This window comes from Arthrobacter oryzae (assembly GCF_030718995.1).
GTDB lineage: Bacteria > Actinomycetota > Actinomycetes > Actinomycetales > Micrococcaceae > Arthrobacter > Arthrobacter oryzae_C.
In genome coordinates, this window is the sequence record NZ_CP132204.1 from 1,949,157 (window position 1) to 1,962,418 (window position 13,262).

A 13,262-nucleotide genomic window follows, 5' to 3' on the forward strand; every position below is an offset into this window, starting at 1 on the left:
ATGAACGGACCGCCTGCGGGAGAGGGGCTTTCCTTGCCTGGTTCTCAGTGGCCGTGCACTCCCGTCTGCCGCCTGGTCCTGGCCTCCCTCTGGCTTGTGCTCCGCCGACCCCGTCCCCGGACCGGGAAGAGCGGGGGACCAAAGACTCTGACGCCGCGCACCGCGCGGGACGATAGTGAACGCAGAGGCGCTGGTACATCCGTGCGCAAAAAGGAAGCGGCGATACTTGACGCATACCCCCAGGGGGTATACGTTCGGAATAACCGGAAAACGACGTCGCGGGCGAGAGCCGCTACGCAGTGAAGGTCCGACAGCGGGTGAATCGCCCGTTGCCCTCCTCGGACACCCTTGCGAAAGGACGCACCATGACTGCCGGCCAGAAGCCCGCCGACGGAGCAGTGACTACGCCCCTGCGGAACACGGTTGTGGAAGTGCGGGGCCTCCACTGGGCAACCTCCAAGGCGGTGGTGGAACACGTGCTGCTGCAGCGGCCCGGAGTCACCGCCGTCGACGCAAACCCGGTCGCCCAGACTGCCACCGTGAGCTTTGACCCGTCCGTGACCTCCGTGGAGCAGATCTCGGGCTGGATCCGGGACTGCGGGTACCACTGCCGCGGGGAATCGGTCCCCGACCATGTCTGCTACCCGATGGACCAAACAATGCATCCGGCGGAACACGAGCACCCGGCAATGCACGCCGGTCATGCTGAGAAGCCCCGGACCCCGCAGGACATGATGGGCCACGGCGGGCACCATGCCGGAATGTCGATGGATGACATGGTCAAGGACATGCGCAACCGGTTCCTGGTCGCCGCGGTCCTGTCCGTCGGCGTGACGCTATGGTCCCCGATGGGCCGGGACATGTTCGGTTTCACCGCTCCGACGCCGTTCGGGCTCCGTGACGACGTGATGGCCCTGATCCTGTCCCTGCCGGTCATCTTCTACTCTGCCTGGATTTTCTTCGACGGCGCCTACCGGGCGCTGAAGGCCCGCACCCTGGACATGATGGTCCTGGTCGCTATCGCCGTGGGCACCGGGTGGCTTTACAGTGTCTGGGTCACCTTCACCGGCGGCGGTGAAGTGTTCTACGAAGCCGCCACCGTCCTTGCCGCGTTCGTGCTCCTGGGCCACTGGTTCGAGATGCGCGCACGCGGCGGGGCGAACGAGGCCATCCGCACGCTGCTCGAGCTGGCCCCGCCGGTCGCAGTCGTGATCCGCGACGGGGACACTGTCGAGATCCCCACCTCGGAGGTCCAGACCGGGGACCTGCTGCTGATCCGGCCGGGGTCGAAAATCCCCGTTGACGGGGAAGTCGAGGACGGCCAGTCGGAAGTCGATGAGTCCATGGTCACGGGTGAGAGTCTTCCGGTGACCAAAACCATTGGCTCGGAGGTAATCGGTGCGTCCATCAACACCATCGGCACCATGCGGGTCCGGGCCACCAAGGTCGGCGCCGACACCGCCCTGGCGCAGATCGTGGCCCTCGTCCAGGAGGCCCAGAACTCCAAGGCACCCGGCCAGCGGCTGGCTGACAGGGCCGCGTTCTGGCTGGTCCTGGTCGCCCTGATCGGCGGGACGGTGACGTTCGCCGCCTGGCTCGCCCTCGGCGCCGGCATCCAGACCGCCCTGCTGTTCGCCATCACCGTCGTTGTGATCACCTGCCCTGACGCGCTGGGCCTGGCCACCCCGACGGCCATCATGGTGGGCACCGGACTCGGTGCCAAACGCGGCGTCCTGTTCAAGAACGCCACCGCCCTGGAGGTATCCGCGCGGATCGACACCGTCGTGATGGACAAGACCGGCACCCTGACCAAGGGCGAACCGGAAGTGACCGACGTCGTCGTTGAGGGAATAGGCGAAGGCGAACTTCTGGCGCTGGTCGCCGCGGTGGAGCAGGAATCCGAACACCCGCTCGCTGCGGCCGTCGTCCGGTATGCGCGGGAGCACGGCGCACCGGCCGTGGCTGCCTCGGATTTCCTCAATGTTCCGGGCCACGGTGCCGGCGCCACCGTGGATGGACACCGGGTGCTGGTGGGTAACCGCAAGCTCATGGCCGACGAAGGAATCGACCTTGGACCGCTGGCCGCAGTGCGCGACAGGCTTGCCGCCACCGGACGGACCGCCGTGCTCGTCGCCGTGGACGGAAGGGCTGCGGCCGTGATCGCCTTGGCGGACGCCGCAAGGGAAACAGCCGCCGCCGCCATAGCTGCCCTGCACGAGGCCGGGATCGAAGTGGTCATGCTCACCGGGGACAACGAAGCAACCGCCCAACGGATCGCCGGCCAGCTGGGCATCGATACCGTGATCGCCGAAGTGCTGCCCGGCGATAAATCAGCGAAGATCGCCGAGCTGCAACAGCGCGGAAAGGTGGCCATGGTCGGCGACGGCGTCAACGACGCACCGGCCCTGGCCCAGGCCGACCTTGGCATCGCGATCGGCGCGGGCACCGATGTGGCCATTGAAACGGCCGACGTCGTCCTGATGCGGTCGGACCCGCTGGATGTGCCAATAGCCCTGCGGATCGGCAAAGGCACCCTGCGGAAGATGCGCCAGAACCTGGGCTGGGCCGTCGGGTACAACGCGATTGCGCTCCCCATCGCTGCCGGAGTCTTCGCCTTCGCCGGGATCGTCCTCAGCCCGGAGATCGCGGCGCTGTCGATGTCCGGTTCCAGCTTCCTGGTCGCCGTCAACGCCCTCCTGCTCAAGAGGCTCCGGCTGCCGCGTCCGGAAACGCCAGAGGCCACCACGGCGCGCGCTTCCCGGCCGCTTGCCCCGGCCGGGACCCGCTAGGCTCCCCGCCATGGACCTCCGCCTTGTCGCCCGCGTGCTGTTCCTGCGGGCCGCCTGGCGGAGACGGGACCACTGGGACGCCGCCCGGATCGCCGCCCACCAGGAACGCGCCCTCCGGGACCTTCGCCGTGCAGCGTACGCAGGATCGGAGTTCTACCGGCGACATCACGCCGGCCTGCACGGCGCACCCCTGGACCAACTGCCGTCCGTGACGAAAGCGCAACTGATGGACCACTTCGACGAGGCCGTCACCACACCGGAGCTGAGGCTGGCGGATCTGGAGAACCATCTGCGGGCACTGACGGAGCGCGGGGGAGACCCGGGGGCGCCGTGGAAGGGCCGGTGGTGGGCCGCGGCAACGGCCGGGACCACGGGCCGGCGCGGAACGTTCGTCTGGAACCGTTCCGAATGGGGGACTGTCCTGGCGTCCTACGCCCGCGCGAACGACTGGGCCGGGATCTCCGCCGGGCTCACCCGGCCCCTGAAAATGGCCCTGGTCAGCTCCCTCGTTCCCACGCACCAGTCCGCCGTCGTCGGCGCATCCCTGCGCTCCGGAATCGTCCCTACCCTCCGCCTGGACGTCACCGCACCCATGGAAGAGACGGTTGCCGCCCTGGACCGCTTCCAGCCCAGGATCCTGGTGGGCTATGCCTCAGCACTCAAACCCCTCGCGGCGGAGCAGCGCGCCGGGCGGCTGCACATCTCCCCGCAGGGCGTGATGTCCGCCTCCGAGGTGCTCAGCCCGCACACCGCCTCGGAACTGGAGGCAGCATGGGGAAGCGCCCCCTTCGATGTTTACGCCGCCACCGAAACGGCCGGGATCGCCTCCCCCTGCACCTACCGGAACCGCCACGTCTACGAGGACCTGCTGATCATCGAACCGGTGGATCAGGCCGGGGAGCCCGTGCCCGCCGGGACAACCGGGGCCAGGCTCCTGGTCACTGTCCTGTTTTCGCGCACCCTTCCACTGATCCGTTACGAAATGTCAGACACCGTGCGGCTGGACGGACGGGGTTGCCCCTGCGGACGACCGTTCGCCCTTCTGGAGGGCATCGAGGGCCGCATCGAGGACATCCTGCAGCTGCCAGGCAAACACGGACCGGCCAGCGTCCATCCGATCGTGTTCCACCACGTACTCGATGAGGCCGGGAGCGCTGGGTGGCAGGTCATCCAGGCGCCCGCCGGGCTGCAGGTCCTCCTGGCAGGCCTCGCACCGGGAGCTTCCGCTGAAGGAGTGCGGGAAGCCGTGGCAGGCGCGCTCAATGAAGCCGGTGTTGTGGGAACCCGGGTGGATGTGCACGTGGTGGAACACCTCGAACGGACAGCCCTGGGCAAAGCGCCGTTCGTCAGGTCATTGGTCCGCCCGCAGTAGGCGACGCGCTCAACGGACTTCGATCACGCCCATCATGCCAAGATCCTCGTGGTCCAGGATGTGGCAGTGGTACACGGAACGGCCGGCGAAGTCGCGGAAGGCGACCCGGACTTTCACCCGCCCCTGTGCGGGAACGTTGACCACATCGCGCCACTCCGGCTGTGGCAGAGCCTGGCCGCCCTCCTCAACCACTTGCATCGGCCAGACGTGCAGGTGGAACGGGTGGTCCATGGGGCCCGGGTTGGTCAGCGTCCATTCCTCCACCGTGCCCGCCGTGACGGTGGTGTCCGTTCGCGCCGCATTGAACTCGCGGCCGTTGATGGTGAACCCCATCATGCCGCCGCCCATGCCCATACCCATGCCCATGCCGGAGGAGAGTGTGAGCTGCCGGCGCGCCGCCACGGGCGCCGTCCTGAGGTCGTCCGGTTCCGGGAAAGCGGGCAGCGGATGCTGCGACGGCGGCAGCGGGGAACCCGTAGGGGAGGGGGAGGGGCCGCTGCTCCCGGTCACCCGCAGCGTTGCCAGCGCCGCGCCCGCCGTGTCCGGCCGGCCCGATTGCCTGGGGCCGCGTCCCTGGCCCATCATGCCGGCCATGCTGCCCCGGTCATAGTACGCGGCGCGCAGGATGGAGTCCCCGGCGGCGGTGGTGACCAGCAGGTCTGCCCGGTTGCCGGGCACCAGGAACAGTTCCTCCACGGCCGACGGCGCGGGGTAGCGGCCCGAGTCCATTCCCAGCAGCTGAACCTGCTGCCCGTCGAGCCGCAACGAAAGATAGCGGGCCACGCAGGCGTTGATGATGCGCCACCGCTCGCGTTGGCCGGGCCTTGCGGTGAACTCCGGATTGCTCTGTCCGTTGACCAGGATGAGCTCACCTTCCCTGCCCAGCATCCGTTCCATCTGCGAGACAGGGACAACGCTCCCGCCGCTGTCCAGGGTGGTGTCCGAAATGACCAGGACTCGTTCGGTGCTGACCGGAAGCGGCTCGGGGTCCTCCACAATGATCGCGCCGTAGAGGCCCGCGAAAATCTGGTCCGCCACCATGCCGTGGTGGTGGGGGTGGTACCAGTACACACCCGGAGGGTGGTCCGCGGGGATCCGGTACTCGTAGTCAAAGGCAGCGCCCGGATTCACCACGACGAACACGTTGTCCCCGGCGCCCTCCGGTGAGACATGCAGGCCGTGCACGTGCAGGTTTGTTGGCTGGTCCAAACTGTTGGACAGCCGGACGCTCAGCACGTCGCCGGGCTGCACACGGAGAGTGGGCCCGGGGATGCCGCCGTTATAGCCCAGTGCCCGTGCCTGCCGCCCGGCGAGCTGGAGCTGGCCGGCGCGGGCTTCAAGCCGGACTTCCAGGCGGCCTCCGGCGCTGCGCATCTCGGACGGCTGCGACAGTTCCACGCCGGCCTCGGGTGCCAGACGGGACGAGGGCCGTGAGGCCAGCGACCACCACAGCCCTGCCCCGCCCACTGCCGTGCCGGCGGCGCCGAGGCCGCCCAGGAGCAGCGCGCTGCGCCTGCTGACGGGCCGGCGGACCTTGGGATGCGGGCTTGGCGGCGGGCCGGGCTGGCGGAAAGGCTGCGGGCCAGATGACGGGCTTGATAGGGGATTTGCCGGAGGCACTAGGGTTCCTCGCCGAGTACCCTGACCTGCTCGCGATACTGGTCGGCGCTCAGTTCCCCTTTGGCGAACCGTTCGTCGAGGATCTGCCGGGCCCGGCTACGGCCCGGCCAGTGGCCCCCGGGTCCCGGCTGGCCGGGAGGAGGGAAGCCGCCCTGATATCCTCCGCGGCCGCCGGAGAACACGCGCACGGCAACCAGCACCAGCAGGGCTATGCCCAGCAACATCAGCACTCCCCACAGCCACATCCAGCCCATGTCCAGACCGTAACCCCACATCATGGCTGCCTCCTTCGCGGCATGCTTTACCTACCCCAACAGTGCGCCCGCTTTCCGGACTCCACTAGGGTCCTTAGTCGCTTGTGCACGCCCGTCTTCGGGGCGGAACCTGTAACAACAGCCGCGTACCGCCCGGGCACAGAGTTGGCGATACAGATGTCGCGCCCCTTGCGGGCCATATTCGTCGAGGAGAAGGCCATGCAGCCAGCCGCGTACCCGTCCCGCTTCGCCGGGAAAACTGTCATCGTCACCGGCGCGGGTTCCGGAATCGGACTGGCAACCGCAACCCGGCTGGCACACGAAGGCGCGAGAGTCATCGCCACTGACGTCGTGGAGCAGCGGCTGGCGGACCTTGCCGCCGGCCTGGCGGACTTCGACGTCGTCACGGTCGACGGCGACGTTGCCGCGGCAGAGACCACAGCCGCGATAGTGGCTGCCGCCGCGGGCCGGGTGGACGGACTGGCCAACGTCGCGGGGATTATGGACGCCTTCCTCCCGCCCGCCGAGGTGGACGATGCCACGTGGGACAGGGTGTTCAGCGTCAACCTGACCGGTCCCATGCGGCTCACCCGCGCAGTATTGCCGCTGATGCTGGCGGCCGGCGCGGGCAGCATCGTGAATGTCGCTTCCGAAGCTTCCTTCCGGGCGTCCGCTTCCGGTGTGGCCTACACGTCGTCCAAGCATGCGCTGGTTGGTTTTACCAAGAGCGTGGCCTTCTTCTACGGGCCCCAGGGAATCCGGGCCAACGCCGTGGCGCCCGGCGCTGTTGCCACCAATATTGAGGCTCCCTGGAAGTCGGACTTCGCGGCCGGGAGGATCGGCCCCATCCTCCAGGCCACTGTGGGCTCGGTGGCGCAGCCCGCCCAGCTCGCCGCAGCCATCACCTGGCTGCTCAGCGAGGATTCAGCCAACGTGAACGGTGCAATCCTGCCCAGTGACGGCGGCTGGTCCACCATCTGACACCTCGGCCCGCGGTCAGCTCAGCTGATAAGCAGGCTCAAGGCTTCGGCCAGGTGCCCCACTTCCCGGACGGAGAAACCTGCCGGAACGGGTCCCGGCCCGTTGGGGCTGGACGGAACCACGGCGTGCGTGAAACCGAGCCGGTGGGCTTCCTGGATGCGCTGGTTGATGCCGGGGACCGGCCGGACTTCACCGGCCAGCCCCACTTCGCCGAACGCGATCAGCCGGATGGGCAGCGGCTTTTTCGCCTTGGCCGAGGCAACGGCGAGGGCCACGGCAAGGTCCGTCGCCGGCTCGCTGAGCTTCACGCCGCCCACGGTTGCCACGTAGGAATCGTCCTTTTGCAGCATGCAGCCGGCGCGCTGCTGGAGCACGGCCAGCAGCATGGCCACCCGGGAGCTGTCCAGGCCGCTGGTGGCGCGGCGCGGCTGGGAGCTGGCGCTCTCGGCCAGCAGCGACTGCACCTCGGCCAGCAGCGGGCGGCGCCCCTCAAGGGTCACCGTGATGCAGGTGCCGGACACCGGCTCCTTGGTGCGGGACACAAACAGTCCGCTGGGATCGGCGAGGCCGACGATGCCGTCCTCGTTAAGGTCGAAGCAGCCGACGTCGTCCGTGGGCCCGTAGCGGTTTTTGACGGCCCGCAGCAGTCGCAACCGGGAGTGGCGCTCGCCTTCGAACTGGCAGACCACGTCCACCAGGTGCTCCAGGAGGCGCGGGCCGGCAATGGAGCCGTCCTTGGTCACGTGGCCCACCAGCAGGGTGGTCATGTTGCGGCGCTTGGCCGCGGCGATGAGGGAGGCGGCCACCTCCCGCACTTGCGAGACGCCGCCGGCGCTGCCTTCGACATCCGCGCTGCTGAGCGTCTGGACGGAGTCCACCACCAGCAGCCGCGGTTCCAGCTTCTCTACCTGCCCGAGCGCCTGGCCCAGGTCCGTTTCGGCAGACAGGTAGAGGGATTCGGCAACGGCATCGATCCGGTCGGCACGCAGCTTCACCTGGGCAGCGGATTCCTCTCCCGTGATGTACAGGACATCCTGGGCGGTGCGGGCGAACTTGGCGGCGACGTCGAGGAGCAGCGTGGACTTGCCCACACCGGGTTCACCGGCCAGCAGGATCACTGCGCCAGGAACCAGCCCGCCGCCCAGCACGCGGTCCAGTTCGTCCACACCGGTGGGCAGGAAAGCCGCGGTGGTGGCGTCGACGTCGGCAATCCGGCGGGCGGGCTCCAGAACTGTGGTGGCCGCCGTCGTACGCGCAACGGCGGCGCCCGTTTCTTCAACGGTGCCCCAGGCCTGGCACTCGCCGCACCGGCCCACCCACTTGACGGTGGTCCAGCCGCATTCGGCGCATTTGTAGGCCGGGGCTTTGGACGCCCGGGAAGTCTTTGTTGCCATGGGTTCCACCCTAGCGGCGGGGCCGGACATTCCCGCCCGCACCCTAACCTCGCAAGCCCGCTGAGGGCGCCCGGCGGCCGTGGGCCCACCGGCCCGCCCAGGTTACAGGGCAGGCAGCACGTCCCGGGCCTCGCGAGAATCCATCCCCGTCGCTTCCAGCAGGTCCACCATGAGCGGCCGGAACAGCATCACCACGGTTTCGCCCTCCAGCCGCTCCACTTCCAGCAGCTTGGGGTGCAGCCGCAGCGCGATTTCACTCAGGTCCTGCCGGGCGGTGCGCAGGTGCGCGCGCCGGGCGCCGTCGTGCGTTTCCGCCAGGCCGAGGGAGAGCTCATCGATCGCGGCAGCGGTCTCCTGCAGCACCCCGGCAATGTTGTCAGTGGCTTCGTCGGACAGCGCGGCGTGGTTGATGGCGCTGGTCAGCCGGCGCGCAAAGACCCTGCTGTTGCGCAGTGCCAGGTCGATGAAGTCCAGCGACTCCTTGAGCCGGTCCAGCTCGTCCCTGTGCCGGCGGTAGGCCGGTGCAAGGGTGGCCACCTCGCCGGAGGCACGCAGGGTGTGGCGCATTGCGTCCACCAGCGGCTGGCAGTTCCGGCCGCGAATCAGCGCGTGCCACGCCTGCGTGGAGTCGCTGTTGGTGAGGGCCGTGGCGCATTCCCGCAGCACCTCGGCCAGTTCGTGGAGCAGCTTTTGGACATCCTTGCGGGGCTCGCGGCGCGGATCCTTCGGCACCAGGATGGTCACCAGCAGGGCGAACAGGCCGCCCACAATGGCGTCGATGCTCCGCGTGAACGGCCCTCCGGCCGGCGCCGGCAGCAGCACCACCAGCAGCGACTGGAGCCCCAGCTGCGTGGTGAAGATGTTGCCGCTGTCCAGGAAGCGGGCCAGCAGGATGGAAATCAGGAGTACGACGGCGGCCACCCAGATATCGCCGCCCAGCCAGTGGCGGAGCAGGTCACCCACCGCAATGCCTATGGTGCAGCCCAGCCCGACTTCCACCACCCGCCGCAGCCGCGGCTCCCGGGAAAAGCCCAAGGCGATCAGCGAGGACGTCGCGGCGAACAGCGGACCCGAATGCCCCAGCACGTGCTCGGCGAACGCGTACGCGCCTACGGCGCAGCCGGTCATCTGGATGGCCGGGAACAACGAGTTGCGGCTGCGGATCAGCCCGGTGCGGATACGGCCACGCAGGAAACGCCCGCCTGCTGAGAGTCCTGCTGGAATGGCCATGGGTTCAAGTCTATTCACTGGGCGTTGCACTACGACTGACAATGTGATGTGCGCAATGCTGACGCTGCATATGTAAGCCGATGTCCCGCCGTCGTTAACCTTCCGTTCACTTTGGTCCACATATCCCGTTACCTAAGGCCCCTAACTTCGATAAAGGTACAAAAAGTACACAACTTCTTTTGTTCGGACGTCTCCGGTCCGGCACGCATCAGAAAATCCCTGGAAGGGGTACATCTAGTGAAGGCACTCCGCTTCGGCCGCCACGCGGCTATCGCTGTCATCGCAGCCGGCGCACTCGCGCTCACCGCCTGTGGTTCCGACAACGCCACCAACACGGCCCAGTCCGGTGCCCCGTCCGCCACGGGAGCCAACGTCACCGGCACGCTGACCGGCATCGGTTCCTCTGCCCAGGGCGCAGCCATGGACGTCTGGAAGACCAACTTCGCCTCCGCAAACCAGGGCGCCAACGTCCAGTACTCGCCCGACGGTTCCGGCGCAGGCCGCAAGGCCCTCCTCGACGGCTCCGCGCAGTTCGGCGGCTCCGATGCCTTCCTGAAGGACGAGGAGTACGCATCGTCCAAGGAAGCCTGCGGCCCCGAAGGTGCCCTCAACATCCCGGTCTACATCTCCCCGATCGCCATTGCCTTCAACATTCCGGACGTCAAGGAACTGAAGCTGGACGCCGCCACCGTGGCCAAGATCTTCCGTGGCGAGATCGCCAACTGGAACGATCCCGCCATCGCGGCCATGAACCCCGATGTGAAGCTGCCGGACCTCAAAGTCACTCCGGTGAACCGCTCCGATGACTCCGGCACCACCAGCAACTTCACGGATTACCTGGCCGCTGCCGCTCCCGAGGTCTGGACCGACAAGTCCTCAGGCGTCTGGCCCGCATCGCTGAAGGGCGAGAACGCCAAGGGGACCTCCGGCGTGGTCAAGACTGTCACCGACACCCCGGGTGCCGTCACGTACGCCGATGACTCGGCTGTCAGCGGCAAGCTGGGCATCGCCCAGATCAAGGTCGGCGAGACCTTCACCAAGATCTCCGCCGAAGCTGCCGCCAAGGCAGTGGATGCCGGCAAGCCTGTTGAAGGCCGCGGCGCCAGCGACCTCTCCATCAAGCTGGACCGCAAGACCGCCATCGAAGGTGCCTACCCGGTTGTCCTGGTGTCCTTCCACGTGGTCTGCTCCACCTACGCCACCCAGGAAACCGTTGACCTGGTGAAGGCCTTCGAGACCTACGTAGTGTCCGACGCCGGCCAGCAGGCCGCAGCAGACGCCGCCAAGTCGGCTCCCCTCTCCAAGGAACTCCAGGAGAAGGCCGCCAAGGCCATCGAGACCATCAAGGTCAAGTCCTAGGGAATTCGCTGCACAGCAAGGCATAGTGGAAACACGAGCCTGAACCAGGTTCCCTGTCCCGGGCAGGGCGGTCACAGACCGTCGCGTCCGGGGCAGGGAACCTAGGTGTTTGTCCGAAGTAAAGCCAGTTTCACCGCTGCCTGCCGAAAAAATCCGGCCGAAGCAGTCGGTTCTATCCGAACCCAGAGGATCGTTTGTGACCACCACCTCCCTGACACAGTCCCGGGGCGCAGGGCGCGCCGGAGACAAGGTCTTTTCCGGAGCCGCCCTGGCCGCAGGATGCCTGATCCTTGCCGTGCTCTTCGGCGTTGCCCTGTTCCTGGTAGTCCAGGCGATCCCGGCCCTGGTGGCTTCGCCGGACAAGATCCAGGGCGGCGAAGGCTTCTTTGCCTACATCTGGCCGATCGTCATCGGCACCCTGATCGCCGCCCTTATTGCCCTCGTGATCGCCACCCCCGTATCCATCGGTGTTGCGCTCTTCATCTCGCACTTCGCACCGCGCGGCCTCGCCTCCGGCCTGGGTTACGTGATTGACCTGCTGGCCGCCATCCCGTCAGTGGTGTACGGCGCCTGGGGTGCCGCCTTCCTGGCCAAGGAAATCTCCCCGGCCTACGACTGGCTGGCCAAGAACATGGGCTGGCTGCCTATCTTCCAGGGCCCCGCGTCGGCCACCGGTAAAACCATCCTCACCGCCGGCATCGTGCTGGCCGTGATGGTCCTTCCCATCATCACGTCCCTGAGCCGCGAAATCTTCCTGCAGACCCCCAAGCTGCATGAGGAAGCCGCGCTGGCCCTCGGTGCCACCCGCTGGGAAATGATCAAGATGGCCGTCCTTCCGTTCGGCCGCCCGGGCATCGTCAGCGCCGTCATGCTGGGCCTGGGCCGCGCCCTCGGCGAGACCATGGCCGTGGCCCTGGTGCTGTCCTCCGGCGCCCTCACCGCCAGCCTGATCCAGTCCGGCAACCAGACCATCGCCGCAGAAATCGCCCTGAACTTCCCTGAGGCCGGCGGCCTGAAGGTGAACACGCTGATCGCGGCGGGCCTGGTCCTGTTCGTCATCACGCTGGGCGTCAACATGATTGCCCGCTGGATCATCAGCCGGCACAAAGAATTCTCGGGAGCCAACTAAATGACCTCCACCCTCACCCCGGTCCGCAAGCGTTCCGCCCTCACCAAGGGACAGCTGCCGAAGTTTGCGCCCTACGTTGTCCTCGCCGTGGCGCTGGTGGTCGGCGCCGCCATCATGGCCGTGATCGGCTTCAACGCGTTCGGTTGGGGCATCGTCTCCGCCATCCTGTTCACGGCCGGCCTCGTCGGCTGGAGTGCCGCCGTCGAAGGGGGCCGCAAGGCCAAGGACAAACTCGCCACGTGCCTGGTGATGGGCTCCTTCCTGGTGGCCCTGCTCCCGCTGATTTCGGTGATCTGGACGGTCCTGGTCAACGGACTGCCCGGCCTCCTGGACCCCGGCTTCCTCAACACCTCCATGAACGGTGTCACCGGCGCCTTCGACAACAAGAGTGTCGAGGAGGGCGCGCCCGTCCTGGGCGGCATCTACCACGCCCTTCTCGGCACCATCCAGATCACCCTGCTGGCCACCCTCATCTCTGTTCCGGTGGGCCTGCTGACTGCGGTGTACCTGGTGGAATACGGCGAGGACCGCCCGCTGGCCCGGGCCATTACGTTCTTCGTGGACGTCATGACAGGCATCCCCTCGATCGTCGCGGGCCTCTTCGCCGCCGCGTTCTTCTTCGCCGTCGTGGGCCCCGGCACCAAAACGGGGGCCGTGGCCGCCGTCGCGCTTTCCGTCCTGATGATCCCGGTGGTGGTGCGCTCCAGTGAGGAAATGCTCAAGATTGTGCCCAACGAGCTCCGCGAGGCAGCGTACGCCCTGGGCGTTCGCAAATGGCGGACCATCCTCAAGGTGGTTATCCCGACGGCGATCTCCGGCATCGCCTCCGGCGTCACCTTGGCGATCGCCCGCGTGATCGGCGAGACCGCTCCGATCCTGGTCACCGCAGGCTTCGCCACGAGCATCAACAACAACGTCTTCAGCGGCTGGATGGCCTCGCTGCCCACGTTCATCTACACCCAGATCCTGAACCCCACCTCGCCGTCAAACCCGGACCCCTCCTCGCAGCGGGCCTGGGGTGCCGCGCTGGTGCTCATCATCCTGGTCATGCTGCTGAATCTCGGCGCACGCCTGATCGCCAGGACCTTCGCACCCAAGACCGGCCGCTAGTTCGCCGGTAATATTCAATTCGTA

At 67.5% G+C, this 13,262-nt stretch carries 10 protein-coding genes; 6 read left to right on the top strand and 4 right to left on the bottom strand.

Features of this window, described 5'->3' with window-relative positions; genetic code table 11:
* Positions 1-365: 365 nt before the first annotated feature.
* On the top strand, positions 366-2,789 hold the full coding sequence (locus Q8Z05_RS09045; protein ID WP_305943130.1) for a heavy metal translocating P-type ATPase: 2,424 nt from the start codon (positions 366-368) through the stop codon (positions 2,787-2,789).
* 10 nt (positions 2,790-2,799) lie between these two features.
* Positions 2,800-4,161: a phenylacetate--CoA ligase family protein gene (locus tag Q8Z05_RS09050; RefSeq protein WP_305943131.1), complete on the top strand. Its 1,362-nt coding sequence runs from the start codon at positions 2,800-2,802 to the stop codon at positions 4,159-4,161.
* A gap of 9 nt (positions 4,162-4,170) precedes the next feature.
* On the opposite strand, the gene Q8Z05_RS09055 is transcribed toward Q8Z05_RS09050, so the two are convergent.
* The gene (locus Q8Z05_RS09055; protein WP_305943517.1) at positions 4,171-5,664 is read right to left on the bottom strand and encodes a multicopper oxidase family protein; all 1,494 of its coding nucleotides are present in this window, start codon (positions 5,662-5,664) and stop codon (positions 4,171-4,173) included.
* Positions 5,665-5,780: 116 nt separating this feature from the next.
* Positions 5,781-6,059, bottom strand: a complete 279-nt coding sequence (locus Q8Z05_RS09060) for an SHOCT domain-containing protein (RefSeq protein WP_305943132.1) — start codon at positions 6,057-6,059, stop codon at positions 5,781-5,783.
* 195 nt (positions 6,060-6,254) lie between these two features.
* Here Q8Z05_RS09060 and Q8Z05_RS09065 point away from each other — a divergent pair, with 195 nt between their 5' ends.
* Positions 6,255-7,016, top strand: a complete 762-nt coding sequence (locus Q8Z05_RS09065) for an SDR family NAD(P)-dependent oxidoreductase (RefSeq protein WP_305943133.1) — start codon at positions 6,255-6,257, stop codon at positions 7,014-7,016.
* A 20-nt stretch (positions 7,017-7,036) separates the two neighbouring features.
* Here Q8Z05_RS09065 and radA read toward each other — a convergent pair whose 3' ends face one another.
* On the bottom strand, positions 7,037-8,410 hold the full coding sequence (radA, locus tag Q8Z05_RS09070) for a DNA repair protein RadA (RefSeq protein ID WP_305943134.1): 1,374 nt from the start codon (positions 8,408-8,410) through the stop codon (positions 7,037-7,039).
* Positions 8,411-8,512: 102 nt separating this feature from the next.
* Entirely contained in the window at positions 8,513-9,640 is a 1,128-nt protein-coding gene (locus tag Q8Z05_RS09075; protein ID WP_305943135.1) for an FUSC family protein, read from the bottom strand.
* 237 nt (positions 9,641-9,877) lie between these two features.
* On the opposite strand from Q8Z05_RS09075, the gene pstS reads away from it, so the two are divergent.
* The 3 genes from pstS (at position 9,878) to pstA (ending at position 13,238) form a co-directional block, all read left to right on the top strand.
* Entirely contained in the window at positions 9,878-10,999 is a 1,122-nt protein-coding gene (gene pstS, locus Q8Z05_RS09080) for a phosphate ABC transporter substrate-binding protein PstS (protein WP_305943136.1), read from the top strand.
* 196 nt (positions 11,000-11,195) lie between these two features.
* A complete protein-coding gene (pstC, locus tag Q8Z05_RS09085) occupies positions 11,196-12,128 on the top strand; it encodes a phosphate ABC transporter permease subunit PstC (RefSeq protein WP_305943137.1) in 933 nt (310 codons plus the stop codon).
* Positions 12,129-13,238 (top strand): phosphate ABC transporter permease PstA, encoded by a 1,110-nt coding sequence (pstA, locus tag Q8Z05_RS09090; RefSeq protein ID WP_305943138.1) that lies wholly within the window; start codon positions 12,129-12,131, stop codon positions 13,236-13,238.
* Positions 13,239-13,262 lie beyond the last annotated feature (24 nt).